Origin of the sequence: Nocardioides limicola, from assembly GCF_016827675.1 — a bacterium.
In the GTDB taxonomy this organism is placed as follows: Bacteria; Actinomycetota; Actinomycetes; order Propionibacteriales; family Nocardioidaceae; genus Nocardioides; species Nocardioides limicola.
Genome location: NZ_JAERJA010000004.1, coordinates 1 through 25509, shown reverse-complemented (window position 1 = coordinate 25509; position 25509 = coordinate 1). Strand labels below are relative to the sequence as shown.

Below are 25509 nucleotides of genomic sequence, written 5' to 3'. Positions count from 1 at the left end.
GCGACTCCGCACCACGCACCGCACCCCGCGCCTCCCCCACCGCCACACGCGCCGCATCCATATCCTCAACCCGCCGCGCCAACGCCTCCTGCAACGCCTTGAACCGCGGATATGCCGCGTCGGGGGTGTCCCCGGTGAAGGCGACGCCACTCGACTGGGCGCCGCTGCTGTCAGCTTCCAGGGACTTGGCCATCCTCTCCAGCCGATTCACCACCGACTGCAACCGCGACCGCCGCTGCTGCCAGTCATACGACGCACTCGCCGTGTCGGAGGAATCAAACTCATCCAGACTGGCCCGCAACCGCTGCTCGTTCGGCCCCTGACTCACCACGACTCCTCACCCTCAGACCCAGACTCCCCAGACCCAGTCCCAGACTCCACCGGCGGACCCGACTCCACCGGCCCAGGCACGACCACCGGCTCGACCGGGTCAGCCGAACGCGGCTGATCCGGCAACTTCGCATCAAACCGATTCATATCGAACTCCAGACGCTCATCAACCTCACGCGTCTCCCGAACCAACAACTCAAACGCCTCCGCAAACGACTCCAGATCCAACGCCGCATCCCCCAACCGCCGATCCGACGACCGCTGCGCCGCCGCCAACATCGACACCACCCGCTGACCCCCACCCGTCAACCCAAACGCCGTCGACCGACCCACCACACCCCAATCCGGGCCCCGCATCCCAGTCAACTCCCCCGACTTCTCCTCACACTCACCCGCAAGCTTCTCCACCCCATCGAAGTCGACCACAAACTCCCCACCAGAGCCCGACCCCGACCCCGCCGGCACCACAAACAACCCATCCGGACCGAACAGCTCCGTGAACAACCGCTCAAACCCACTCACCACGCCACCCCCTCACAACAACGGCCAATGCCGGGCCCGCCCCCACAGGGGACGACCCGGCACCAGCACACCAACACACAGCAACCCTTCAGCCACCGAAACGGCCAGCACCCCGCTGATCAGCAGCCCGATACTCATCATTGGACGACGACACCGCCCGAGACACATCCTGGAGCAGCAACATCATGTCCTTCATCGCCCCATCCCACTCAGTCTTCGCCACCTGATACTGAGCCTTCGCGTTACCGTCCCAATCACTCTTCAACGGCGCCAACTCACCATCAAGCTGATCCAACCGGCCACCAATCTTCTGCGCCGTCGACATCAACTGAGCCGCAGCACCCTCAAGACCACCGTGATCAACCCTGATCCCATCAAACGACATCACACACACCCCTTCACAGAACCGTCAAAGACCGTCACGACAACCGCGACGAGATATTGGTCATCACCGCAGAAGCCGCCTCATCAGTGGCCACGTTGTCCTTCTCCGTCTCAATCAACGACGACTCAAACCCATCCAACGCAGCCGTGATCCGCCGCTGGTTCTCCAACCACGCCGTCTTCAACCGCTGAAACGCCACCGCACCCTGCCCACCCCAACGAGCACGCAACGCCTCCATCTCCCCATCCATCTGCTTCGCCAAACCATCCAGGTCACCCTTGCAACCCGCCACCTTCTCAGCGGCCCTGGTCAAAGCCCGATCCGCTGCAGAGAAGCCCTGAGACATCCCCCAACTCCCTTCACTCGGAACCGGACACCATGCCCGGCACTCTGAGTCCTACCCGAATCGGCGGCGTTGAAACCTCGGGAGCACAAGTTTCTTTCCCTGCTCTCTCCCACACCCGTGCCGGGCACTGTGCGCACGAGTTGCACCATGGTGCGAGGGCGGGTCAGCAGATCCCCAACCGTCTTGGCTGACCGGTGTCGGTGTGCCCGCTCAGTAGAGCAACGCAGTGGCAGGGTCGACGAGGATCCCGGCCACGTCGGCCAGGTACCGCGATCCAGCGGCGCCGTCGATATGGCGGTGATCGAAGCTCAACGCCAGCGTGGCCACCTGACGGACCGCGATCTGGTCCTCGCCGTCCACCTCAACCACCCAGGGCCGCTTGGTGATCGCGCCGATGGCCAGGATCGCGGACTCGCCAGGGTTGATGATCGGAGTGCCCGCGTCGACCCCGAAGACTCCGACGTTGGTCAGCGTGAAGGTGCCCTGTGCCATCTCCGCGGGCTGGGTGCGCCCGGCCCGGGCCGTTTCGACGAGTTCGTCCAGCGCACCGGCAAGCTCGCGCAGCGTGAGCCGCTCGGCACCCTTGATGTTCGGCACCACCAACCCCCTCGGCGTGTCAGCCGCGACGCCGAGGTTCACGTACTGCTTGTGCACCACCTCCTGGGAGGCCTCGTCCCACCAGGAGTTGAGCGCCGGGTGGCGACGCATCGCCAGCACCGCCGCCCTGGCCACCACCAGCAGCGGCGAGACCTTGACGTCAGCGAACTCGCGCATCCGCCGCAACCGGTCGCAGAACTCCACCGTCCGAGTGACGTCGACGGTGATCCACTCGGTGACGTGCGGGATGGTGAAGGCGGACTCCACCATCGCTGCGCCCATCATCTTGCGGACACCCTTGATCGGCTCCCGCCACTCGGCGGCGTCCGGGTCCGTCGCCGGGACACTGCCCGTCGCCGGCTGGGCCGGCTCGGCGACGACCGCGTACTGCTCGAGGTCGGCCCGGGTCACCTGCCCCTGGTCGCCGGTGGCCGGTACCGCCCGAAGGTCGATGCCCAGGTCGCGGGCCAGCTTGCGCACCGGCGGTGCCGCCAGCACTCGCGCCTCCGACTGCTCCGGGGTGCCAGCGTCGGGCGGCGCAGCCTCAAGGCTCTCCGGCTCGGCGGTCTCGGTCGGCCGGTCCAGCAGCGCCGTCGCCGCAGCCGCAGCGGGGACGGTGGCACCGCGACGCGCCCGGCGTCGTCCCGAGGTCTCCCGGGGTCCGTAGCCGACCAGCGTGGGCATCGGGGCCTCGACAGCCTCCGGCGCCGGCGAGTCCTGAGCAGCCGGCGAGTCCTGAGCGGCCGGGGCAGCGGGGGCCTCGGCTCCTGCGTCGGCTCCCGCCTCGGTGATCCGGATCATCGGGGTGCCGACCTCGATGGTCACCCCCTCCTCGACGAGCAGTTCGGCCACCACACCGGCGTAGGGCGACGGCAGCTCCACGATCGACTTGGCGGTCTCGATCTCCACCACGATGTCGTTGATGGCCACGGTGTCCCCGACGGCGACCCGCCAGGTGACGATCTCGGCCTCGGTCAGTCCCTCGCCCACGTCGGGCAGCAGGTAGTCAGCCATGAGTGTCCCCTCAGAAGGCGAGCGTGCGGTCGACGGCGTCCAGCACCCGGTCCAGGTCGGGCAGCCACTGATGCTCGATCCGCGACGGTGGGTACGGCGTGTCGAATCCGGTCACCCGGTGCACCGGCGCCTCCAGGGAGAAGAAGCACTCCTCGGTGATCCGGGCCGCCACCTCGGCTCCCGGGCCGAGGGTCCGGTGCGCCTCGTGGACGACCACGGCGCGACCGGTGCGGCGTACCGACTCAAAGATCGGCTCCAGGTCGAACGGCGACAGGGTGCGCAGGTCGAAGACGTCCAGCGACGGCCCGTCCTCGCCGGCCGACGCCTCGGCGGCGGTCAGGCAGGTCTTCACCTGCGGTCCGTAGCTGATCACGGTCACGTCATCGCCGGCCCGGACCCGGCGGGTGGCGAAGAGCGGCAGCGGATCTGCGGACGGGTCGAGCTCGGCCTTGCCGGAGTGGTACTGGCGCTTCGGCTCGAGGAAGATCACCGGGTCGTCGCAGGCGATCGCCTGCTGCAGCATCCAATAGCCGTCGACCGGGTTGCTGCATGCGACCACCTTGAGTCCCGGCGTGTGGATGAACTGGGCCTCCGGCGACTCCGAGTGGTGCTCGACGGCACCGATGCCGCCGCCGAACGGGATCCGGATCACCATCGGCATCGGCACCCGGCCGTGGCTGCGGGTGTGCATCTTCGCCACCTGGCAGACGATCTGGTCGTAGGCGGGATAGACGAAACCGTCGAACTGGATCTCCACCACCGGCCGGTAGCCACGCATCGCCAACCCGACCGCGGTGCCGACGATTCCGGACTCGGCCAGCGGGGTGTCGACCACCCGGTCGGCGCCGAACTCGGCCTTGAGGCCGTCGGTGACCCGGAAGACGCCGCCCAGGGTGCCGACGTCCTCACCCATCAACAGCACCTTGTCGTCGGCAGCCATCGCCTCGCGGAGCCCCAGGTTCAGCGCCTTGGCCAGGGTCACGTTCTGCGTCGTGGCCTCGGGGCGGACCGCGGTCAGCGCCGCGGCGTTCATCGGGCGTCCTCGAAGCTCGCCAGGTACGCCGCGTACTCGTCGCGTTGCGCCGCGAGCTCGGCAGGCAACTCGGCGTGCACGTAGCCGAACGGGCTCAACGGATCCGGGTCGGGCAGCGCCTTGCAGGCGGTGCGCAACCGGCTGCCCAGCTCGTCGGCTTCCTCGGCCAGCTCGGCGAGCCAGGAGTCGTCGATCAGGTCCTCCGAGCGCAGGTAGCTCTCCAGCCGGGCGATCGGGTCCCGGCGCTGCCACTCCTCGACCTCCGCGGCGGTGCGGTAGCGGGTCGGGTCGTCGGTGGTGGTGTGCGCGCCCATCCGGTAGGTGAACGCCTCGATCAGCATCGGGCCCTCCCCGGAGCGGGCGCGCTGCAGCGCAGCCTTGGTGACGGCGTACGAGGCGAGCACGTCGTTGCCGTCCACCCGGACGCCGGGGAACCCGAAACCGGCGGAGCGCTGGTAGAGCGGGACGGTGGACTGGGTGGTGGTGGGCACCGAGATCGCCCACTGGTTGTTCTGGCAGAAGAAGACCACCGGGGCGTTGAAGGAGGCGGCGAACACCATCGCCTCGTTGACGTCACCCTGGGCCGAGGCGCCGTCGCCGAAGTGTGCGAGCACTGCAGCGTCGACGTCCGGGTCCCCGGTGCCGACGACCCCGTCACGCTGCATCCCCATCGCGTAGCCGCAGGCGTGCAGCACCTGGGCGCCGATGACGATCGTGTAGAGGGCGATGTTGTGGTCGTGGGGGTCCCAGTCGCCGCCGTCGACACCACGGAAGAGGCCGAGGAGATTGACCGGGTCGACGCCGCGACACCAGGCGACGCCGTGTTCGCGATAGGTGGGCAGCACGAAGTCCTGGGGCTTCAACGCATGACCGGCGCCGATCTGGGCGGCCTCCTGGCCGAGCACCTGCGCCCAGATGCCCAACTCGCCGTGGCGCTGCAGGGCGGTGGCCTCGGTGTCGAAGCGACGGACCAGGACCATGTCCCGGTGGAAGGCGAGCAACTCCTCGACGGTGAACTCGAGGTCGTACTCGGAGTCGTGGACCCGCGTGCCCGCAGGGGTGAGGAGCTGCACCATCGGTGCGCCGCCGGAGCCGCGGTCGTCCGGATCAGTGGGTGTCGGCACCCCGCGCACCGGACTCGGGGTCCGGCTGGTGGGGACGTTCACAGCACTCAGGGCTCGTTCGGACACTGCGGGCTCCTCTCACCCGTGGGATCGCCACGGCTCTTGGGACACCGCGGCCAGCCCGGCGCGGGGATGGTGCGTCGGTGCCTGACCGCGTTGTCATGTGTCCCACACCACATTAGCCGCTACCGACGAGTAGACCAGTCGCAGCGAGTTGCTATCTGCACACGTTCGTTCAGGCGTCGTACCAGAGGGAGAGGTCCGGGCCCCGAGGGATGATCCGGGACGGGTTGATGTCGGTGTGGCACACGTAGTAGTGAGCCTTGATCTGATCGAAGTCGATCGTCTCCCCGAAGCCGGGCGTGCGGAAGAGATCCCGGGTGTAGGCGTGCAGCACCGGCATCTCGGTGAGCTTGTTGCGGTTGCACTTGAAGTGGCCGTGATAGACCGCATCGAAGCGGACCAGGGTGGTGAAGAGCCGGATGTCGGCCTCGGTGATCGCGTCGCCCATCAGGTAGCGGCGGTCGGCCAGCCGCTCCTCGAGCCAGTCGAGAGCCGCGAAGAGGCGGTCGTGCGCCTCCGCATAGGACTCCTGGGTGCCGGCGAAGCCGCAGCGGTAGACGCCGTTGTTCACGTCGGTGAAGACCCGCTGCATCACCTCCTCCATCTCCTCGCGACAGTCGTCGGGCCACAGATCCGGCGGGTCCGGGCGCTGGTGGTCGCGCCACTCGAAGAAGAGGTCGTGGGTGATCCACGGGAAGTCGTTGGTGACCAGCTTCCCGGAGGGCACGTCCACGATCGCGGGCACGGTGATGCCGCGCGGGTAGTCGGGGAAGCGGGCGAAGTAGGCCTGCTGGACCCGCTCGATACCGAGCACCGGGTCCACTCCGCCGGGGTCGAGGTGGAAGTTCCAACTCGACTCGTCGTGCACCGGACCGGGCTTGCCCAGCGAGATCACGTCCTCGAGCCCGAGCAGCCCTCGGACGATGATCGACCTGTTGGCCCACGGGCAGGCGGGCGCCGCGACCAGCCGGTAGCGGCCGGGTTCGACCGGCCAGGTGGGCGCCTCGATCGCACCGCCGCGGTGGTACCCCTCACCGCGGTACGGGTCGGCGGAGACCCCGGGCTCGGCGGTGATCCGGTCCGGGACGTAGCGCATGTCCCGGTCGTACTCCTCGCCGGAGTTCACGTACGACGCACTCATGACGCCCATGCTAGTGAAGCGTCAATCAACTGCCGTGGTCAGTCGAGGCGGCGGGCCAGGTCCAGGAAGCGCGTGTTGGCGTCGGTCTCGCCGATGGTGACCCGGCAGCCCCGGTTGGTGCCGGGGGCTGTGAAGGGACGCACCATCAGCCCGACCTCGTCGGCGGCCGTCGCGAACCCCGCGGTCGTGTCACCCAGCTCCAGCCAGACGAAATTGCCCTGCGGGTCGGGCACGTCGTACCCCGCGGCCGCCAGGCCGGCGACCACCCGGTCCCGTTCGGCCACCACCCGGTCGACGCGTTCGGCGAGCGCCACCTCCGCGGCCAGCGAGGCCACCGCCGCCGCCTGTGCCGGGGCCGAGACCCCGAACGGCAGCCCGACCGCGCGCACCGCCGCCGCGATCGGTTCCGCGGCCACCGCATACCCGACCCGCAGCCCCGCCAGCCCGTAGGCCTTGGAGAAGGTCCGGGTCAGGGTCAGGTTCGGGTGCTTGCCCAGCAACGCGACGCCGTCGACGGGGTCGTCACTGCGGACGAACTCGCGGTAGGCCTCGTCGAGGATGACCAGCACCCGGCCGGGGATCCGGTCGAGGACCGCGGCGACCTCGGTGTGGCTCAGCGCCGGGCCGGTCGGGTTGTTCGGGGTGCACAGGATGAGCACTGCGGTGCGGTCGGTCACCGCAGCCAGCATCGCGTCCAGGTCATGCCGACCGTCCGCGGTCAGTGGCACGCCGACCGCGGTGGCGCCGGCCGCGGCGATCGCGATCGGGTAGGCCTCGAAGGACCGCCACGGGTGCACCACCTCGGCGCCCGGGCCGCAGTAGGCACTGAGCAGCTGATAGATCACCGCGGTCGAGCCGGTGCCCGCGGCCAGGTTGGCCACCTCGACGCCGAGCCGGTCCGCGAGTGCGGCGTACAGCTCGGTGTTGCCCATGTCGGGGTAGCGGTTCATCGCCGCGGCGGCCGCCGTCGCCGCCTCCAGGACGCCAGGCAGCGGCGGGTAGGGCAACTCGTTGGAACTGAGCTTGAAGGTGGTCACACCCTCGCGCGGGGTCGGCGGGCGGCCGGCGACGTACGCCGGGATGCCGGCGACGGACGGGCGGGGTTGCGGCAGGTCGGCCATACGCTCCATCGTGGCACGCCTCAGGCTGCGAGTCGGCCACCCGGCAGCGGCGCCAGGTCACGGCCGACGGTCACGTCGAGCGGGTTGGTCAGGCAGCGGACCGAGCCGCCGGCGAGGTGGAACTCGCTGACGTCGACCAGGACCACGTCGAAGCCCCACTCCTCGAGTTGGGCGCGGACCCGGTCCGGACACGCCGGCATCACCACGGTCCGGCCGACCACGATCGAGTTGGCGCAGAAGGTGGCCGCCTCGTCCTCGCTGAGCAGCAGCGGCTCGGGCACCAGTTGCTCGAGCAGGTGTGCCGAGGCCGGCGCGAAGGCGCCCGGGAAGATCATCGCCCGCGCCTCGTCGAGGGGGCAGAACGCCAGGTCGAGGTGGTACATGCCCGGCCTGGTCAGCCGCACCCCGAGCACCCGGGCACCGACCTCCTCGGCGAGTGGCTGCAGGGCGCTGGCCTCGGTACGGGGGCCGTGGCCGACCACCAGATCGCCACGCCAGCAGAAGGCGTCGCCTGCCTCGAAGTGCGGACCGAGGCCGTCGCTGCCGAGCCGGGTCGCCGTCCAGCCGTCCGCCACCAGCCGGGCCTCGGCCTCGGGTGTCTCGATCCGGCGCTGCGGGTGCCTCATGTGGCTGAGCACGATCCGGCGGCTGCCGTCGGGGTCGACCAGCGGCAGACCGAGGTTCATCGCGAACACCATGTCGGGGGCCTCGGCCACCTGCGGCAGCACCTCGACCTGGCCGCCGAGCCGCTCGATGGTCTCCTTCAACTGCTGCCACTGGTCGCGAGCCCGGGACGGGTCGGGCTGGCGGGCGGGATCCATGTACGGGTTGATCGCGTAATCGATCCGGTAGTGATCGGGGGAGACCATCAGGTACCGCCCACCCCACGCCAACGCGTCGTACATTCGCCACCCTCCACAGTCGTTCGGCTCATTGTCTGACAATCTGACGATCTCAGTGTGCAGGATGGCCCGGGCGCCGGGCAAGTCGGGGCAGAATGGCCCCATGACGCACGCCTACCCGTCGCTCACGGTGGAGGTCGCCTCCACCGTTGACCGGGTGGCCGAGGAGTTGCGTCGCGCCCTCTTCGACGGAGAGCTCGCCGCCGGCACACCGCTGCGCGAGGTGGCGCTGGCCGAGTCCCTGGGCGTCAGCCGACCCACCGTGCGCGAGGCACTCGGCGTCCTGGTCGCTGACGGGCTCGCGGTCCGGGAGCCGCACCGTGGCGTCAGCGTGGTCACCCCCGACCTGGCCGCGATCAGCGACCTGTCCCGCGCCCGGCTGGTGCTGGAGTCGGCCGGCGTACGCCGTTGGGCCGAGGCCGGCGACGAGGCCCGGGACGCCGTACGCAGCACCCTCGCCGCCTACACCCGGGCAGTCACCGAACAGCGCTCCTACGCGGTGCTCAACGAACTGCACCTGCGCTTCCACCTCTCCCTGGTCGCACTGGCCGGATCGGAACGCCTCGTCGCCGCCGCCGAGACCGTCTATGCCGAGCTGCGGCTGGCGCTCGCCCAGGTCGACCGAGTCCGCCGCGACGCGCACGCCCAGCCCGAGTCGCATCTGCGCATCCTGACCCCCCTCGAGGCCGGTGACCTGGAGGCAGCCGAAGCCCAGCTGTGCACCCACCTGGCCGACGCCGAGGCAGCGATCCGGGGGGCGCTCTCGGAGGTTGCCCCTAAACTCGGGCCATGAGATTCCTCGTCTGGCTCGCCACCACCGCGATCGCCCTGACCGTGGCCGCCTGGCTCATCGACGGCATCAGCTTCGGGCCGAGCGCCGGCAGCTTCACCGACGACGTCGCCGACAAGTGGCTCACCGTGGTCATCGTGGCGCTGATCCTCGGCGCCGTCTCCGCCATCGTGAAGCCACTGGTCAAGTTGCTGTCGCTGCCGGTGATCATCCTCACCGTCGGACTGTTCCTGCTGGTGATCAACGCGCTGATGCTGATGCTCACCGGCTGGATCGCCGGCGAGCTCGACGTCAGCTTCAGCGTCGACGGCTTCTGGAGCGCGCTCTTCGGCTCCATCATCATCACCCTGGTCACCTGGCTCCTGGACAACCTGATCAAGGACAAGAAGGACGCCTGATGCCGGGCCTGCCGCCGCCACGGCACTCCGGGGAGTACTCGGTGGTGCTCGTCTGCCTGGGCAACATCTGCCGCTCCCCGGTGGCCGATGTGGTGCTCACCGCGCGCGTGGCCGAGGCGGGCCTGGACGACGTGGTCCGGGTCGACAGCGGCGGCACCGGATCGTGGCACGTCGGTGACGTGATGGACACCCGCTCGGCCGCCACCTTGGTGGCGGCCGGCTACGACCCGGACCGGCACCGGGCCCGGCACTTCGACGGCGACTGGCTGCGCCGCGCCGACCTGGTGCTGACCATGGACCGCAGCAACCACGCCGACGTGCTGGCGCTCGCCGCACCCGAGGACGTCGCCCGGGTGCGGCTGTTCGGCGACTTCGACCCGACCGATGTCGGCGGTGAGGTGCCGGACCCCTACTACGGCGGCCCCTCCGGGTTCACCGACGTACTGGCCCGGGTCGAGCGGACCTGCGACAGGCTGGTCGCTCATCTGGCCGCGGAACTGGTCAGGTCATGACCCGGTCACCGGGACTCGCCCGCCGCGCCGAGGCGCTGCTCGACGTCGCGGTGGTCGCCACCGCCCCGGTGGCCGGAGGTGACATCTGCGCCGCCACCAAACTGCGGCTCTCCGACGGCACGATGGCGCTGATGAAGACCCGGTCCGGGGCGCCACCGGGGTTCTTCGCCACCGAGGCGCGCGGGCTCGCCTGGCTCGCTGCGGCCACTGCGGACGGCGGGGTCGCGGTCCCCGACGTGCTCGCCGTCGACGTGGACTGTCTGGTGCTGCGCTGGGTGGAGCCGGGCAAGGTCACCGGCGAGGCGGCGGCCGACTTCGGGCGCGCGTTGGCGCGCACCCACGCCGCCGGTGCTCCGTCGTACGGCTCGGAGACGGACGGGTGGATCGGCAAGGTGCCGATGCGCAACACCCCGGCGCCGACGTGGGCGGAGTTCTACGCCACCCGGCGGGTGCTGCCGTACCTGAAGCTGGCCCGGGACCGGTCGGTGATCACCGCCGAGGAGTCCGCCTCGATCGAGGCGGTGCTCGGCCGGATCGGCGAACTGGTGCCCGACGAGCCGCCGGCCCGGGTGCACGGTGACCTGTGGACCGGCAACGTGATCTGGGGACTGGACGGAGTGCCCTGGGTCGTCGACCCGGCGGCGTACGGCGGTCACCGTGAGGTGGATCTGGCGATGCTGACCCTCTTCGGCCTGCCGAACCTGTCGCGGGTCACCGAGGCCTACCACGAGGAGGCTCCCCTGGCCGAGGGCTGGCAGGACCGGGTCGGCCTCCACCAGCTCTTCCCCCTCCTCGTCCACGCCGTCATGTTCGGTGGCGGTTACGGCTCCCGCGCTGCTTCCGCCATCTCCTCCCTCTAACCCTCCCTCCGCCGAAGTGGGGTTTGTGGCCGCGCGAAGTGGGGTTTGTGGCCGCGCGACGTGGGCGTTCTGGCCGCACGACGTAGGCGTGGCGACCACCGCAGGACCACAACCCACACCTCGGCCGGCCACAAACCCCACCTCGGCGGGCCACAAACCCCACTTCGGCGTTCTCAGGAGGCGCTCAGCAGGGGGTGGCAAACTCGAGTGGTGACCACCAGCCGCCCGCACGTGCTCGTCGTCGACGACGACCGGGCCGTCCGCGACTCGCTGCGCCGGTCCCTGGAGTTCAACGGCTACCAGGTCAGCACCGCCAATGACGGCGCCGAGGCCCTGGCCGGGATCGCCCAACAGACCCCGGACGCCATCGTGATGGACGTGATGATGCCCCGCCTCGACGGCATCGAGGCGACCCGGGCACTGCGGCAGGCCGGCAACGACGTACCCGTCCTGGTGCTCACCGCCCGCGACGCCGTCAGCGACCGGGTCGAGGGGCTGGACGCGGGCGCCGACGACTACCTGACCAAGCCGTTCGCCCTCGAGGAGCTGCTGGCCCGGCTGCGCGCGCTGCTACGCCGCATCGTGCCCGCCGACGACGCCACCGACGAGGTGCTCGAGTTCGCCGACCTGCGGATGGAGATCGCCAGTCGAGAGGTACGCCGCGGCGACCGCCGGATCGACCTGACCCGCACCGAGTTCGCGCTTCTGGAGATGTTCCTCCGCCGGCCCCGACGGGTGCTGGAGCGCTCCTTCATCCTGGAGGAGGTGTGGGGCTACGACTTCCCGACCACCGCCAACTCCCTGGAGGTGTACGTCGGGTACCTGCGCCGCAAGACCGAGGCCGAGGACGAGCCACGACTGCTGCACACCGTGCGTGGCGTCGGCTATGTGCTGAAGGAGTCATGAGCACGCCCGCCGCGGCGTACCGTCGCACCCTCGCGGGCCGACTCACCTGGCTGACCACCTGCGCGGTCGCGGTGACCGTGGCGGTGCTGACCCTGGGCGCCTACGTGACGGTGCGGGTGCAGTTGACCAGCACCATGGACAACGCGTTGCTGGAGCGGGCCCAGGGCGTCGCCCAGGCCAGCGCCGGATCCACACCGAGGACGGTGCTGATCCCGCGCTGGGCGCTGGGCGCCTCAGACGTACGCATCGCGTTCGTGAACGCCGACCGCCGGGTCCGGATGACCGACCACATGGAGCCGCTGGCGATCGGCGACCCGGAGGTGCAGGTCGCTGCCGGCCTGGAGCCGCACGCGATCCGCACCGTCACCACCGACGAAGGCACCCGCTACCGGATGGTGGCGGTCGGGCTCCCCTCGCAGCCGGAGGCGGTGGTGCTGGCCCAGTCGCTGGCCCCCCAGGATCGGGTGCTGCAGCGACTCGGGATCGTGATGCTGCTCTTCGGCCTGGCCGGGGTGCTCGCCGCGGCGGTGGCCGGCTGGGCGGTCACCGAAGGAGGCCTCCGGCCGGTACGCCGGCTGTCCGCGGCCGCCGAGCACATCGCTCGCACCGAGGACCTGACCCCGCTGCCGGTCGAGGGCGACGACGAGATCGCCAAGCTCGCGTCCTCGTTCAACGTGATGTTGGCTGCGCTGGCGGCCTCGCGTGACCGGCAACGCCAACTGGTCGCCGACGCCGGCCACGAGTTGCGCACCCCCCTCACGTCGCTGCGCACCAACCTCGACCTGCTCAGCCAGTCCGATGACCCGGCCACTGCCGGCCAGTTGACCGCCGAGGCGCGCGCGGAACTGATCAGCGATGTCCGCGGCCAGATCGAGGAGATGACCACCCTCATCGGCGACCTGGTCGAGCTCGCCCGGGACCATGCACCGGGCGCGGTGGTGGGCACCGTCGACCTGGCCGACGTCCTGGACCGGGCGCTGACCCGGGTGCGGCGCCGCGCTCCGGGAGTCGACTTCGCCGTCGAGGCCGACTCGTGGTGGCTGGTCGGCGACTCCTCCGCGCTCGAGCGTGCGTTCACCAACGTGCTCGACAACGCTGCCAAGTGGTCGCCTGCCGCTGCCACCGTGCGGGTGCGCCTGGCCGACGGGGTGCTGACCGTCGACGACGAGGGCCCGGGCATCGCCGCGGAGGACCGGCCGCACGTCTTCGAGCGCTTCTACCGCTCCACCAGGGCCCGAAGCATGCCCGGCTCGGGGCTCGGGCTGGCGATCGTGCGCCAGGTCATGGACCGGCACGCAGGCACCGTGATCGCCGAGGAGTCCCCCACCGGCCGCGGCACCCGCGTCCGGCTCACGCTGCCCGGGTCGTCCAGCCCCGACCAGGACTGACTCCTGGCGCCGGCAACGCTCGGTGGCGGCTGCCGAACGCGTCGCCGGTCCGGGACCGGAGCAGCAGGGGCGCCGGGCTACCCCTCGAAGACGCGCCTCAGCCGTTCGGCCTTCCACGCCGACTCGGCGTACTCCTCGGCGACCTCGGAGTCGACGGTGATCCCGCCCCCGGTGCCGAGTCGCCACCGACCGTCCCCGGTGGTGGTCAGCGACCGGATCACCACCCCCAGATCGGCACGTCCGTCGCCGGCGATCCAGCCGAAGGCGCCGGCGTACACGCCGCGGGGCGTGCTCTCCACGTCGTCGATGACCTCCATCGTGCGTCGCTTGGGGGCGCCGGTCATCGACCCCGCCGGGAACAGCGCGCGCAGCGCCGCGACCGTCGACACGTCGGTGCGCAGCCTGCCCTGCACCGTGGAGACGAGCTGATGCACCGACGGATAGGACTCGACGGCCATCAGCGTGGGGACGGTCACGCTGCCGGGCTGGCACACCATCGCCAGGTCGTTGCGGAGCAGGTCGACGATCATCAGGTTCTCGGCGCGGAACTTGGGCTCGGTCGCCAACGCCGTGCGCCGCCGCTCGTCCTGCTCGGGCGTCGCGCCGCGCGCGGTGGTGCCCTTGATGGGCTTGGTCTCGATCACCCGGCCGACCTCGTCGCGGGTGATCAGCGCATAGCGCTCCGGGGATGAGCTGAGCAGCCAGCCGCGGGCGCCCGGGACGTCGTGCTGCAGGAATCCGGCGTACGGGGCGGGGTTGAGGTGGCGCAGCCGCTGGTACGCCGTCACCGGGGCGAGGTCGTCGGCGATCTCGACCCGGTGCGTGAGGTTGACCTCGTAGGAGTCGCCGGCGTGCAGCGCCTCCTGGACGCGGGCGAAGGCGTCGGCGTACCAGCCGGGGACCTGAGGGGGGTTCGGGTCCGATCCGGGGTGGGCGCTGGAGGCGTCGAGCTCGTGGTCGAAGAGCCGCACCCGTGAGGGTCGCATCCACAAGGCGTCCGGCGGCCCGTCACCGTGGGTCGCGGTCAGGTCGGGTCGGGCGGCGTACCCGAAGTAGCCGAACCACTGGTCGCCGGGCTCGATGGCGGTGTCGAGGACGGTGAAGATGTCGTCGCCGACGACCTCGGCGCCGGCGCCGGAGTGCCGGGTGACCAGGCCGGTGGCCGCCGAGTAGGTCAACGACACATCGTCGGGTTCCAGCCAGCCGATCAACGACCGCCGCCCCGACCACTCTCGGGCGCCTCCGCCGTCGAGCCAGAAGCAACGCGGGTGATCGGCTGCGATGGTGCGGAACAGTTCCTCGGGGTCGGTCACCATGCCTCCAGGAAGTGTCTGATCATCGCCGAGCCGTGCTCGCTGAGGATCGACTCGGGGTGGAACTGGACGCCGTACTGGGGCAGCTCCCGGTGCTGCACTCCCATCACCACCCCGTCCTCGGCACGGGCGGTGACGCGCAGCGCGTCGGGGATGGTGATCGCGGCCAGCGAGTGATAGCGGACCGCGGCGAATCCTTGCGGCAGTCCCGTGAAGAGGCCGGCTCCGTCGTGGGTGATGGCGGCGACTCGGCCATGGGCGGGCGGGTGCCGGTCGACCACCCCGTCGTAGGCGATCACCAGCCCCTGCATGCCGAGACAGACGCCGAGCACCGGCCTGGTGGCCCGGGCGATCACCTCGGCGCCGACGGTGAAGTCACTCGGGTTGCCCGGGTGCCCCGGCCCGGGCGAGAGCACCACGTGCGTGTGTGCCAGCACGTCGGCCGCACTGACCTGGTCGTGCTCGACGACCCGCGGCACCACCCCGGTGACTCCGGCGATCAGGTGCACCAGGTTGAAGGTGTAGGAGTCGTAGTGGTCGACGACCACGACGTCGGGGGTGGGCACAGGGCAAACCTAAGCCCTGACGCTCACTCCTCGCCGACGGAGTCGGACACCTCGATCCGCTGCCGTCGCCGCACGTGCACCGAGCCTCGGTGGCCGCCCACGAAGCCGACGACCGCGTCGAACCAGTCGCCGTTGGGGTTCCGCAGGGAGAGGGTCCACGAGCCGGCGGCCGGGTGGTGCTCCTCCGCACCCAGTCCGAGTGCGTCGGCGTCGAGGTCGTACGCCGAGGCGATCGCGGCGCGGGCCCGGACCAGCGCGCTGTCGCGGGAGACCGGGGCGCCGCCGTTGACATGGGGGGTCTGTTCGAGCAGTTCGGTGAAGGCGGCCTGCACGGCTGCGTGCGACGCGGTGATCGACTCGGGTGTGGTGGGCCCGGTGGTCACCAGCAGGCCGATCTCGAGCGCGCCGGCGGCAGCACCCCAGCTGGTGTGCCACTGGTGACGGTGGATCGAATGGTGTCGGCGTACGTCGGTGCCGGCGAAGAGCAGCGGCTCCAGGGCGGTCAGGACCGTGTCCTCGCCGATCTGCGGCTCCTCGCCGAGGCCGAGGTCGAGCAGGAAGTGCTCATGGGCGGGCTCGTCGGGGCGTCGGCGGTGCCCGACCTGGACCCGGATCCGGTCGATCCGTCCCCGGGCGAGGAGTGGTACGGCGGGCTCGGTCTCGATCTCGGCAGCCATACTCCACCCTCCGACCAGGTGGGGGCCCGGGTCAAGACGGCCGCATCGACCGCCGGGTCAGGGGCGGGTGATCCGGCGGCAGGAGGCCGGCACCCGATCGTTGCGGGTGTGGTCTGTGCAGGCATCGAACTGCCGCATCACCCGCCGCAGTTCACGGATCTTCTTGGCGTGGCGGGGGCGGTGGTAGGAGTTGCGGGACTCCCACGTCGACTCGGTGTAGTCGTAGAACTCCCAGCCGTAGCGGGTCCGTGCCCACCGGTTGTCCAGGTCGAAGCGGGCGAGCAGCCCATGCCGTGACCGGACTGCCACATAGGAGGGGATGTCGTCGATGGTGCCGCCGGAGTAGAACTTGTCCGGGTCCATGCCCAGCGACTTGGCCCAGGTGTGCTCGAAGATCACATAGTCGCGGCGGCTCAGGTCCGGGTCGGTGAAGGTCGGCACCAGCGACACTCCGGAGCGGAAGCGCGCTGGCCGCAGTCCGGCCATGTCCTCGAAGGTGGGGGCCAGGTCGATGTTGCTGATCACCTCGGCGCGCTCGCCGGGGACCACTCCCGGCCCGACCACGTAGAACGGCACCCGGACGTCGGTGTCGTAGGGCGCGCCCTTGCCCTGGCCGAGGCCGTGCTGGCCGAGGTGGTACCCGTTGTCGGAGGTGAGGATGACGTAGGTGTTGTCGTCGACTGCGTCGAGGATGTCGAGCACCATCCGGTCGATCGACTGCGACATCATCGCCCGGTCCCGCAGCGTGTTGACGGCGTGCCGCTGGCTGGGGGCGACGTCGGGGCGCCAGGCCTTGAGCCGTTTGCCGTCGCGGGACCGCGGGTTGGTCGCCGGGCCGAGTTGTCCGAACCCGACCAGGTCGTCGACGGTGAGGTCGCGGCAGTCGACCAGGCCGCAGTTGCCGTGCTTCTTGGTGCCGCCTGGCCGGTCCCGGAACGCTGCCGGGTACGCCGGATCGCCGGGGTAGTGGCCGCGCGGGCCGACTCGGCTGTGCGGGGCGAAGGTGGAGACCTTGAGGAAGTACGGCGCGTCGTCGGCTCCGTGGGTATCGATGAAGTCCAGCGCCAGGTCGTGGGTGATGGTGCCGACGTACGCCGCGTCCTTGGCCCGCCGGGACGCGCTCGCCGGTGGGGCCGGGTGGTTGACCAGCCGAACCTTGCCGTCGCGGCCGGTCTGGGCGCGCTGGAAGTCCCAGCCGTCGTAGGCGGATCCGAACATCGCCTGCCACTGGGTCCAGCCGGGCGGAGTGGGCGGCAGTTTCCCGCCGACGGGCTCGTACTGGTTGAGGTACTTGCCGATGAAGCCGGTGGTGTAGCCGGCCTGTTGGAGACGCACGTTGAAACTGCGCCGGGCGTTGCCGTAGTCGCGGAACGCCGCCCAGCCGCCGATCGGGCCGACCCGGTTCGGGGTGTTCGCGGTGTTGGTGAGTACGCCGGTCTGGTGCGGGTACTGCCCGGTGAACAGCGACGCCCGGGAGACGCAGCACAGCGAGTCCACGACGAAGGACCATGGATAGGAGGCACCGCGTCGGGTCATCCGCTTGGCGCTGCGCAGCGTCGGCGCCAGATCCATCGAGAAGTCGTCCATCAGCACCAGCACGATGTTGGGCTGGCCGGCGGGGGTCGGGCTGATCGTCCGCCCGGGTGCGCTCGGCTTGCCGGGCCTGTCCTGGGTGGGCTCGGTCGCCACCGGCGCCGGCTCGTCGCCGGGCTCGGCCGAGCTACCGCTGCACGCCGTGAGCAGCAGGCAACTGACCAGCAGTGCGCTGAACACCCCGCGCAATCGTCTTCTCCCTCGACTCGGACCCCGAAGCGCCCATTCTCCCTGATCCACCCAGCCGGACCCCAGTCGCCGCGCCCAGTCTCGATTGGGGTCGTCCCGGGTGGGCGGAACAGCCTGATGTCAGGGACTGTCGACTGTTGTCAGGGGTTGCAACCCCTGACAACAGTCAGAACCCCCTGACATCAGGGTGTTCTGGCAGCAGGGCCCGCAGGGTCAGGTGAGCAGACCCGCGACCAAGTCGTGCACGAGGTCGTAGCCGCGCTCGGTGAGGATCGACTCCGCGTGGAACTGGATGCCCCGGTAGTGCGGGCCACGAACGAGGTGGATGTCGCCGCTGGCGGGGTCGGCCTCGATCGTGACTCCCTCGGGCAGCGCGTCCGTGGCCCGGGCCACGAACGTGTTGTAGAACCCGACCCGCTCGGTGCGCCCGTCGATCCGTACCGGCGACTGGGTGCCCTGGAAGACGATGTCCTTGTAGTGCAGCCCCAGTCCGAGGGAGTGGCAGAGCGCCTGGTGTCCCAGGCAGATGGCCAGGAATGGCTTCTCATCGGCGAGCAGTCGGTCCACCGCGGACCGCAGTGCCACCATCTTCGGGTCGTGGTCATCGCGGGGGTCGCCGGGGCCGGGGCCGACGATCACCAGGTCCCAGGCGTCGAAGCCGGCCGTGACGACCGGGCCGACGTCTTCGTGCCGGACCACCTCAGAGGTCATCCCCAGCACCGACAACAGGTGCCGCAGCATGTTGACGAAGTCGTCCTCGCCGTCGATGACCAGCACCTTCTTGCCGCGCAGGCCGGGGTCGGGCGGGCTGCCTGCCTGGTCGGTCAGCCAGAACGTCGACAGTCTGCGGTTGCGGGCGTTCAACGCGATCAGCACGTCCTCGTCCACGGCCAGGTCGGCGACGGAGATCTCGGGCACCGGCGCCAGCGGCACCAACCCGAACGCGGACAGGATCCCGCCGGCTTTGGCATGCGTCTCGGCCACTTCGTACGCCGGGTCGGAGTCACGAACCAGGGTGGCGCCGGCGGTGATCTTGAGGTGGCCGGCCAGGTCGACGTCGGCGGTGCGGATCACGATCGGTGAGTCGAGCACGGGTTCGCCGGCGCTGTCCCGGCCGAGGATGGCCAGTGCGGAGGCGTAGTAGCCGCGGCCCTCGGTCTCGTACTCCTTGATCAGCCGGCAGGCGTTCTCCACCGGCGAGCCGGTGACGGTGGCGGCGTACATGGTGTCGCGGAGGATGTCGCGCACGTCGCGGCTGGACCGGCCGGCGAGCAGGTACTCGGTGTGCACCAGGTGTGTCATCGGCTTGAGGAACGGGCCGAGCACCTGGCCGCCCTCGTGGCAGATGTCGCACATCATCTTGAGCTCTTCGTCGACGACCATGAAGAGCTCGTAGATCTCCTTCTCGTCGGCGAGGAAGTCCAGCAGCGCGCCACGCACGTCCGCACCGGGCTCGCGGGGGATCCGGAAGGTGCCGGAGATCGGGTTCATCCGCACGTCGCCGCCGTGCACGGAGACGTGCCGTTCGGGGGAGGCGCCGATCAGGTACCGGTCACCGGTGAAGAAGAGGAAGGTCCAGTAGGCGCCGCGCTCCCGCTGCAGCAGCCGGCGGTAGACGGTGAGCGCCTTGGCTGCGTCCCAGTCGGCGACCACGGCCCGGTAGTGGCGGCCGATCACCAGGTTGGCGCCCTCGCCCTGGCCGATCTCCTCGGCGATGATCTGCTCGACGATCTTGGCGTAGTCGGCGTCGTCGATGTCGAAGCCGCCGGTGTCGGCGAATTCGACCGGCTCGTCGGGCAGCGCCGCGATCACCTCGTCGACGGAGAACTCCCACTCGGTCTCGACGTCGACGACGACCAGGGGGGTGCCGTCGTCGTGGGCGTCGAAGCCGCGCTCGGTGACCTGCCGGAAGGGTACGGCGACCAGCCGGTCGCAGCTGCGTCCCGGCTCGGGGATGCCGGTCTCCAGGGGGATGTCGCCGATCGATTCGGCGACCCACCGGGGTCCGCCGAGGATGCCGACGGTGTCGCGGTCACCGGCTCGGGTGGAGCGTCGGATGATCGCCCACGCCTGGTGCCCCTGGATCGCGTCGATGGCGTCCTTGGCTGAGGCGGGCGTGGCATTCATGGGAGAACCCTATGCGGGGCAGGGACGCGGCCTCACTCCCGTTCTGCCATTCGAGGCAGAGGATTATAGGTTTTGCTATTGCTGCGCCATGTCTCAGTTGTCCAGGATTGCCCGCCGCAGCGACAACGCCATCGTTCGCGCGCGCAACGAACTGGTGGCTGCGGTCCGCAGAGCCTCCGCCCAGGGACTGACTCAAGCGCAGATCGCCACGGAGATCGGGCGAAGCCAGCCAGAGGTGCATCGCCTCCTCCACTTCCACGGGACGACGCCGCGCGGCGGGCGTTGCGCGGACACCGCAAGGCCGTCTGCCGATTGATCCGCGAGGCAGGGGGGACGAATGTTCGGGTCTTTGGATCGGTTGCCCGCGAGGCCGATGGCGATGGGTCTGACATCGATCTGCTCTTCACGATGGAGCGGCCGATGAGCCTCTTTGAGATCGGCCGCCTCGAACAGCGGCTCGCCGATCTGATCGGGGTGCCGGTCGACCTGGTGCCCGAGTCGGCTCTACGTCCTGATCTGGCCGATCAGGTGACGCGTGAAGCGGTGCCAATTTGAGCCGCCCGTCGACCGAGGCACTGCGGGGCACACTCGCTCACCTCACCGTGCTGCAACAGCACGCAACGGGCGACCTCTCGGAGCAACTCGTGATCGACGCGGTCTGCATGCGACTCTCAGCTGCTATTGAGGCGCTGTCCCAGTTGGAGGTCGCGGATCGTGACCGAATCTTCGGTGAGACATGGCCCCTCATGTGGGCCACCCACAATCGAATCGCCCATGGCGACCTCCTCATCGACTCCGACATCATCACGGCCACCCTTGATGCCGATGTCCCCATGGTGATCCGCACGATCACCCGTGCCCTCAACGAGTGATCGCAGCCACCGGGCGCTGCGTCAGCTCACCGTGCTGAGCAGCTGCGTGGCCCGGGTGAGTACGACGTACAGGGTGGCCCGACCGGTGGCCGACTCGGCCTCGATCTCCCCGGGCCGGACCACCACGATGCCGTCGAACTCCAGGCCCTTGGTGTCCAGGCCGGTGAGCACCACGATCCGGTCGGTGCCGGAGGGGGGCGCGTCGGAGTCGACGGCGGCCCGGGCGCCGGGGGCGTCGGCCGCGAACTCCGGCCAGGCGGCCAGCCAGGCGTTGACCTCGGAACGGCGGGCCACCGGCACCACGATGCCGACGGTGCCCCCCACCGCGGCCGCGATCCGGGCCACCTCGGCGCGCACGGACGCCTCGAGGTCACCCTCGCGGGGGACGTGGACGGTCGCGTCGCCGGGGACGGTCCAGTCGCCGAGGGTGACCGGCTGCTCCCCGGTACGCCGGATCGCGTCCGGCAGGTCGGCGCCAAGCCCGACGGCTTGCGCGTAGCCGGCGGCGGCGGCGTAGATCTCCGCGGAGTTGCGGTAGTTGGTGGACAGGTGGAAGGAGTGGATCTCCTTGCCCTCCAGGGCTGCGGCGCGAGCGGCGTCGGCCTCGGCCGGGATCGGCCAGGACGACTGCGCCGGGTCGCCGACGATGGTCCACGAGGCGGCGCGGCCGCGGCGGCCCACCATCCGCCACTGCATCGGGGTGAGGTCCTGGGCCTCGTCGATGAGCACGTGCGCATACCCGTCGTCCTCGAGGCGGTGGGTGGGCGGCGCCCAGGCCCGGCCGGCGGGGGCGTACTCCCGCTCGGAGGCGGTGGTCACCTCGGCCAGGTCGACGCCGCCCTCCTCGGCGGCCAGGGTGTCGGAGAGCAACTGGTCGCCCTCGTGCTTCTCGGGGACGTCACCGAGCGCGTAGCGCAGCTCGTCGAGCAGCGGCACGTCGGCGATGCTGAGCCCCTCGCGGCTCCAGGACTTGCTGAGCAGCCGTTGCTCCTCGCCGGTGAGCACTCCTTCGGCGACCCGGGCCAGGAACTCGGGGTCCCGCACCCAGTCGAAGACCTCGCGGGCGGTCAGCGGCGGCCACCAGGCGAGCGCGAACTCGACGAAGTCGGGCACCGAGAGCATGTCGTCGACGAACTTCTCCTTGCCGCGCTCCCGGCCGCGTTCGGACGACACCTGCCGCCACATGGCGTCGAGCAGGGTGGTCGCCACCCGGGGCAGTTGCCGGTTGCGGCGGCCGTGGCCGAGCAGGTTCTTGCGCAGCGTGCCGAGCACCCGGCGGTCGAGCACGATGGCGTTGTCGCGCCAGAAGATCCGGAACTCGCGCGGGCTGCCGGGCGCCTGTTGGCGGGCGGTACGCCGCATCACCTCGGCCATCCGCTCCGACCCCTTGAGGTCGGCGACCGCGGGTTCGTCGTGCCGGTTGGCGCGCACGCCTTCGACGACCTCGCCCAAGGAGCGCAGGGCCATCGCGGTCTCGCCGAGGGAGGGCAGCACCCGCTCGATGTAGCGCATGAACACCCCGGACGGGCCGATGATCAGCACGCCACCGCTCTCGTAGCGGCGCCGCTCGGTGTAGAGCAGGTACGCCGCCCGGTGCAGCGCGACCACCGTCTTGCCGGTGCCGGGTCCGCCGGAGATGGTGACCACGCCGCGGGAGGGGGCGCGGATGGCCTTGTCCTGCTCGGCCTGGATGGTGGCCACGATCGAGTGCATGGATCGGTCCCGGGCGCGGGACAGTTGCGCCATCAGCGCGCCCTCGCCGATCACCGGCAGGTCGGCGGCGCGGGGGTCGTCGGGGTCGAGGAGTTCGTCCTCCACGCCGATCACCTGAGGGCCGCGGCAGCTCAGCACCCGACGGCGTACGACGCCGTGCGGCTCGGCGGCGGTGGCCTGGTAGAAGTCGGCCGCGGCCGGGGCCCGCCAGTCGATGAGCATCGAGTCGCGGTTCTCGTCGCGCAGGCCGATGCGGCCGATGTAGCGGGGTTCGGTGTCCACGTCGGCGGTCAGGTCGAGTCGACCGAAGACCAGTCCTTCGTGGGCGGCGTCGAGTTGGGCGATCCGGCGGGCCGCCTGGAAGACCATCGCGTCCCGCTCCACCAGGCCACCCTCGTGGCCGAGCCGGGCCCGGTTGTGGCCCTCCTTGGCGAGCTCGCGGGCAGCGGTCGCCGACGTCTCGAGCCGGGCATAGACCCGGTCCACCACCGTCTGCTCAGCGGCGATCTCGCCTGCAGCGGAGTCCTGCGCCATCCAACCCCCTCAAAGGAAACAAGCACCCAAGACTAGCCCGATCCGCCGGGCTCGTCTCGCGGGATGGTCAAGGAAGCGGCGACCCGGGCATGGGTTCCTTCTCTCAGCCGCTGGGGTGATGGACGGGGTGACGTTCCAGTTTGGGCTCAGCGGTGCCACGGATCCATGCCACCCGGATGGTCCCAAGCTGACCTCGCCACCAAGATCAACGGCGATGGCGGCCAGATCAGCCGCTACGAGAACGGCAAGATCACGCCCTCGGTCGAAGCAATCGTGACATCCTCGACGGCCTACTCGCCAACACCCGCATCCGAGCAGCCCTCGACAACGCCGGCTGAGGATCACTCCTCGACGTCGCGGACCCGGCCGCGCGCAGCCTCCAGCAACTCGCGGTAGTCGCTCTTGAACGGCTCGGTCAAGTGCTTCTCCAGCGCCGCCTCAAGATCCCACAGCACCCGCTGCTCAGCCTGATCCGCGAACGCCGCCGGCTGCTCGCCAGCGGCCGTGCGGGCCAGCCACTCGAAGAGAACCAGCGCCCGATCGTGGGACAGCTCGATCGAGATCTCCTCGCTCACTCAGTCACCCTCGCGAGGAAGATCCAGCACACGCCGTCAGTCGTCGAAATCTCACGCTGGTCCCGCAACTCGTAGAAGGACTCCACCTCGACGTCGTTGCCCACCAGTCCCTCGAGTTCGCTGACGATGTCGTCCATGTCGGCTCTGTCTTCTTCGGTGACCTCAGAGAGCTGGAATCGAAGCCGCAGGCGCGGCCCATCCACCTCGACACCGAAGGTGAGAGCATGCGCAGGAATCTGCCCTCGCGAAGCCGCCACCGTCTGCGCGATGACGTAGTTCTCCCACACCGGAGCGCGACCTGGATTCTCTGGCGTCGGGAGGCTCACGGTGTCCACCCAGGGCTGTCGGGAATGACGCTGGGAGACGACGAGCCCTTGATGAAGAAGACGTTCGTCGCCTGATTCGGGAAGCCAGCACCTGGGTTGTGATTGAAGCCAGTGACATTCGGGGCCCGCACAACGATGTCGTTGCCCTTGACGCCGAGGACCTGAGCCGCGCCGCTGTGGAAGTCGTCTAGCACGCTCTGTGCGTCATCAGCCGAGTTGAAGTAGCTGCCTCCCTTGTACTGACGAGCGCCCAGCACATGACGGCCCTGCCGCTGCGCACTGATCGAAGAGTTGATCGCGAGGCGATCGATCGTTGTCCCAGCACCCGTCGTGATGAACCTGGGCGGTACGCCGTTTGCGGCAACACCGGCCGGCGTGAGCAACGGCAAATCCCCCACGAGCGCCCGGGCTGGCTCCCGGGTCGTACCCAAAGCGTGCGCGACCTGCGCAAGCAGCGCGTGGCGGTCGTAGTCGAAGGTGGCGCGCGGTGTAGTCGCATCCAGCCACGCCGAAGCGCCACCCGACCAGCGGTCGGCGGCGTTGCAGTTGGTGGCGCAGTCATGCGTCGAAGGCGGACCGCGCTCAGTTGCAGTCACAGCAGCGAGCGACGGTAGGTGCTGGCTGTCGTAGGAGTAGATCTGAATTCCGGGAGTGGGGGCGGAGGACGCCTGGGCAGGATTGGCCACGCAGAGCCACCCGATGAGCGCAAAGAGGACGCTCGCGAGCGCACACATCAGGAGGTCCGGGCGAGCCACGCCACCTCCCCGATGTTCGGGACGCGGCCGAGGGCACGCCACGCTGACATAGCGGACTCAACCGCCTCACCGGCCACCCATGGTTCGAATGAACCGGTGTACTCGTTGAGGGTTCCGAGTGCCGTGTCGCCAGCGACCAGCGCCTCCAGAACAGCCGCCGCAACTGTCCTCACTTGATCGTCAGACGCGTCGGGAAGCGCGCGCCGAATGTGCCACGGAAGCTTCCACAGCCCCACGTAGTCGTCTTCGAGTTCTCGGTGGATCAGCATTGCCACCGCAAGCTGCCACGGCCAGGTCATCCGTCATGGGTTGTACTTCAGTTTCGTGATGTCGAAGCCTGGGACGTTGACGTCGATCGTGGCGGCCGTATTCGGACTGCGCGACAATTCCCTGCGCAGTTGGACGAACCCTCCTCCGCGGGGCAACTCCACGCGCGTCAGTTTCGGTGTCCGAGCGACGACCGTGCCGCCTTGGCTGAGCTGTTGGAACATCGTCTGAGCTTCGGGGAGGCTACCGGATATCTCGCGGATTGTGTCGTCGGTTCCGGCCTTGCCGATCGTCACCCCACCTGGTCGGAGTAGATCATCAACCGATCGCGTACCGGCGTTTGCGGCAACACCGCCTGACTGAATCGCGGTCACGCCGCCTGGGGTTGAGCTGAGGGTCTCGCGAGTGTCAACCGACGCCGTGTCGGATGCAGCGGGCAGGCAAGCACCGTCGTATGCATAAGTGTGGCTCCACGGCGCCCCAACCGAACAAGCCGCGTCAGCGCATGCCCCAAGACTGGCGGCTCGCTGACCTGCAGAAACGTCCAGATGAGAGACCGCATCCGGCGGT

The 25509-nt window shown here is 69.8% G+C and carries 29 protein-coding genes; 9 read left to right on the top strand and 20 right to left on the bottom strand.

Annotation, left to right across the window (positions count from 1 at the left end; translation table 11 throughout):
- Positions 1-324: 324 nt before the first annotated feature.
- The 9 genes from JKG67_RS09630 to JKG67_RS09590 form a co-directional block, all read right to left on the bottom strand.
- Positions 325-852: a hypothetical protein gene (locus JKG67_RS09630; RefSeq protein WP_203337101.1), complete on the bottom strand. Its 528-nt coding sequence runs from the start codon at positions 850-852 to the stop codon at positions 325-327.
- Positions 853-940: 88 nt separating this feature from the next.
- Complete coding sequence (locus JKG67_RS09625; RefSeq protein ID WP_238998265.1) at positions 941-1237, bottom strand: WXG100 family type VII secretion target; 297 nt, start codon at positions 1235-1237, stop codon at positions 941-943.
- A gap of 34 nt (positions 1238-1271) precedes the next feature.
- A complete protein-coding gene (locus tag JKG67_RS09620) occupies positions 1272-1583 on the bottom strand; it encodes a WXG100 family type VII secretion target (protein WP_203337099.1) in 312 nt (103 codons plus the stop codon).
- Positions 1584-1793: 210 nt separating this feature from the next.
- Positions 1794-3194 (bottom strand): dihydrolipoamide acetyltransferase family protein, encoded by a 1401-nt coding sequence (locus JKG67_RS09615; RefSeq protein WP_203337098.1) that lies wholly within the window; start codon positions 3192-3194, stop codon positions 1794-1796.
- 10 nt (positions 3195-3204) lie between these two features.
- Positions 3205-4227, bottom strand: coding sequence for an alpha-ketoacid dehydrogenase subunit beta (locus tag JKG67_RS09610; RefSeq protein ID WP_203337097.1), 1023 nt, complete (start codon positions 4225-4227; stop codon positions 3205-3207).
- Positions 4224-5417, bottom strand: a complete 1194-nt coding sequence (pdhA, locus tag JKG67_RS09605; protein WP_372442064.1) for a pyruvate dehydrogenase (acetyl-transferring) E1 component subunit alpha — start codon at positions 5415-5417, stop codon at positions 4224-4226. The genes JKG67_RS09610 and pdhA overlap by 4 nt, the downstream gene beginning before the upstream one ends.
- A gap of 169 nt (positions 5418-5586) precedes the next feature.
- Positions 5587-6555, bottom strand: coding sequence for a glutathione S-transferase C-terminal domain-containing protein (locus tag JKG67_RS09600; RefSeq protein WP_203337096.1), 969 nt, complete (start codon positions 6553-6555; stop codon positions 5587-5589).
- Between the two features lie 38 nt (positions 6556-6593).
- Positions 6594-7685: a histidinol-phosphate transaminase gene (gene hisC, locus JKG67_RS09595; protein WP_238998247.1), complete on the bottom strand. Its 1092-nt coding sequence runs from the start codon at positions 7683-7685 to the stop codon at positions 6594-6596.
- Between the two features lie 11 nt (positions 7686-7696).
- Positions 7697-8581 carry a dimethylarginine dimethylaminohydrolase family protein gene (locus tag JKG67_RS09590; RefSeq protein ID WP_203337095.1) on the bottom strand — a complete coding sequence of 295 codons (885 nt, stop codon included), beginning with the start codon at positions 8579-8581 and terminating at the stop codon, positions 7697-7699.
- 100 nt (positions 8582-8681) lie between these two features.
- On the opposite strand from JKG67_RS09590, the gene JKG67_RS09585 reads away from it, so the two are divergent.
- The 6 genes from JKG67_RS09585 to JKG67_RS09560 all read left to right on the top strand — a co-directional run bounded on the left by JKG67_RS09585 (position 8682) and on the right by JKG67_RS09560 (position 13432).
- Positions 8682-9371 (top strand): GntR family transcriptional regulator, encoded by a 690-nt coding sequence (locus JKG67_RS09585; RefSeq protein WP_203337094.1) that lies wholly within the window; start codon positions 8682-8684, stop codon positions 9369-9371.
- Positions 9368-9766, top strand: a complete 399-nt coding sequence (locus JKG67_RS09580) for a phage holin family protein (RefSeq protein WP_203337093.1) — start codon at positions 9368-9370, stop codon at positions 9764-9766. Before JKG67_RS09585 ends, JKG67_RS09580 begins: the two co-directional genes overlap by 4 nt.
- Positions 9766-10278, top strand: coding sequence for a low molecular weight protein-tyrosine-phosphatase (locus JKG67_RS09575; protein WP_203337092.1), 513 nt, complete (start codon positions 9766-9768; stop codon positions 10276-10278). The genes JKG67_RS09580 and JKG67_RS09575 overlap by 1 nt, the downstream gene beginning before the upstream one ends.
- Positions 10275-11138, top strand: coding sequence for a fructosamine kinase family protein (locus JKG67_RS09570; protein WP_203337091.1), 864 nt, complete (start codon positions 10275-10277; stop codon positions 11136-11138). The genes JKG67_RS09575 and JKG67_RS09570 overlap by 4 nt, the downstream gene beginning before the upstream one ends.
- Before the next feature lie 210 nt (positions 11139-11348).
- On the top strand, positions 11349-12044 hold the full coding sequence (locus JKG67_RS09565; protein WP_203337090.1) for a response regulator transcription factor: 696 nt from the start codon (positions 11349-11351) through the stop codon (positions 12042-12044).
- Complete coding sequence (locus tag JKG67_RS09560; protein ID WP_203337089.1) at positions 12041-13432, top strand: HAMP domain-containing sensor histidine kinase; 1392 nt, start codon at positions 12041-12043, stop codon at positions 13430-13432. Before JKG67_RS09565 ends, JKG67_RS09560 begins: the two co-directional genes overlap by 4 nt.
- Positions 13433-13509: 77 nt before the next feature.
- Here JKG67_RS09560 and JKG67_RS09555 read toward each other — a convergent pair whose 3' ends face one another.
- The 5 genes from JKG67_RS09555 to JKG67_RS09535 all read right to left on the bottom strand — a co-directional run bounded on the left by JKG67_RS09555 (position 13510) and on the right by JKG67_RS09535 (position 19897).
- Positions 13510-14748 carry an anthranilate synthase component I family protein gene (locus tag JKG67_RS09555; protein WP_203337088.1) on the bottom strand — a complete coding sequence of 413 codons (1239 nt, stop codon included), beginning with the start codon at positions 14746-14748 and terminating at the stop codon, positions 13510-13512.
- The gene (locus JKG67_RS09550; RefSeq protein ID WP_203337087.1) at positions 14742-15311 is read right to left on the bottom strand and encodes an anthranilate synthase component II; all 570 of its coding nucleotides are present in this window, start codon (positions 15309-15311) and stop codon (positions 14742-14744) included. The genes JKG67_RS09555 and JKG67_RS09550 overlap by 7 nt, the downstream gene beginning before the upstream one ends.
- Positions 15312-15334: 23 nt before the next feature.
- Positions 15335-15988, bottom strand: a complete 654-nt coding sequence (locus tag JKG67_RS09545) for a hypothetical protein (protein ID WP_203337086.1) — start codon at positions 15986-15988, stop codon at positions 15335-15337.
- Between the two features lie 57 nt (positions 15989-16045).
- Entirely contained in the window at positions 16046-17761 is a 1716-nt protein-coding gene (locus JKG67_RS09540) for a sulfatase-like hydrolase/transferase (protein WP_203337085.1), read from the bottom strand.
- A gap of 222 nt (positions 17762-17983) precedes the next feature.
- Positions 17984-19897: an anthranilate synthase family protein gene (locus JKG67_RS09535; RefSeq protein ID WP_203337084.1), complete on the bottom strand. Its 1914-nt coding sequence runs from the start codon at positions 19895-19897 to the stop codon at positions 17984-17986.
- A 312-nt stretch (positions 19898-20209) separates the two neighbouring features.
- Between JKG67_RS09535 and JKG67_RS18490 the strand changes: the two genes are divergently transcribed.
- Both JKG67_RS18490 and JKG67_RS09525 read left to right on the top strand, forming a co-directional pair.
- Entirely contained in the window at positions 20210-20452 is a 243-nt protein-coding gene (locus JKG67_RS18490) for a nucleotidyltransferase family protein (protein ID WP_238998246.1), read from the top strand.
- Between the two features lie 89 nt (positions 20453-20541).
- Positions 20542-20769 carry a ribonuclease HepT family protein gene (locus JKG67_RS09525; protein ID WP_203337083.1) on the top strand — a complete coding sequence of 76 codons (228 nt, stop codon included), beginning with the start codon at positions 20542-20544 and terminating at the stop codon, positions 20767-20769.
- Between the two features lie 21 nt (positions 20770-20790).
- On the opposite strand, the gene JKG67_RS09520 is transcribed toward JKG67_RS09525, so the two are convergent.
- Positions 20791-23016, bottom strand: coding sequence for a HelD family protein (locus tag JKG67_RS09520; RefSeq protein ID WP_203337082.1), 2226 nt, complete (start codon positions 23014-23016; stop codon positions 20791-20793).
- 63 nt (positions 23017-23079) lie between these two features.
- Between JKG67_RS09520 and JKG67_RS19210 the strand changes: the two genes are divergently transcribed.
- Positions 23080-23412 (top strand): helix-turn-helix domain-containing protein, encoded by a 333-nt coding sequence (locus JKG67_RS19210; RefSeq protein ID WP_372442062.1) that lies wholly within the window; start codon positions 23080-23082, stop codon positions 23410-23412.
- Here JKG67_RS19210 and JKG67_RS09510 read toward each other — a convergent pair.
- The 5 genes from JKG67_RS09510 to JKG67_RS09490 are packed head-to-tail and all read right to left on the bottom strand — an operon-like array spanning position 23358 to position 25235.
- Positions 23358-23591 carry a hypothetical protein gene (locus JKG67_RS09510; RefSeq protein WP_203337080.1) on the bottom strand — a complete coding sequence of 78 codons (234 nt, stop codon included), beginning with the start codon at positions 23589-23591 and terminating at the stop codon, positions 23358-23360. The two genes, JKG67_RS19210 and JKG67_RS09510, sit on opposite strands and share 55 nt — an antisense overlap.
- Positions 23588-23878 (bottom strand): hypothetical protein, encoded by a 291-nt coding sequence (locus JKG67_RS09505; protein WP_203337079.1) that lies wholly within the window; start codon positions 23876-23878, stop codon positions 23588-23590. Before JKG67_RS09505 ends, JKG67_RS09510 begins: the two co-directional genes overlap by 4 nt.
- A gap of 35 nt (positions 23879-23913) precedes the next feature.
- Positions 23914-24672: a polymorphic toxin type 50 domain-containing protein gene (locus tag JKG67_RS09500; RefSeq protein WP_203337078.1), complete on the bottom strand. Its 759-nt coding sequence runs from the start codon at positions 24670-24672 to the stop codon at positions 23914-23916.
- On the bottom strand, positions 24651-24947 hold the full coding sequence (locus JKG67_RS09495; protein ID WP_203337077.1) for a hypothetical protein: 297 nt from the start codon (positions 24945-24947) through the stop codon (positions 24651-24653). The genes JKG67_RS09500 and JKG67_RS09495 overlap by 22 nt, the downstream gene beginning before the upstream one ends.
- Positions 24948-24974: 27 nt before the next feature.
- The gene (locus JKG67_RS09490) at positions 24975-25235 is read right to left on the bottom strand and encodes a hypothetical protein (protein ID WP_203337076.1); all 261 of its coding nucleotides are present in this window, start codon (positions 25233-25235) and stop codon (positions 24975-24977) included.
- Positions 25236-25509 lie beyond the last annotated feature (274 nt).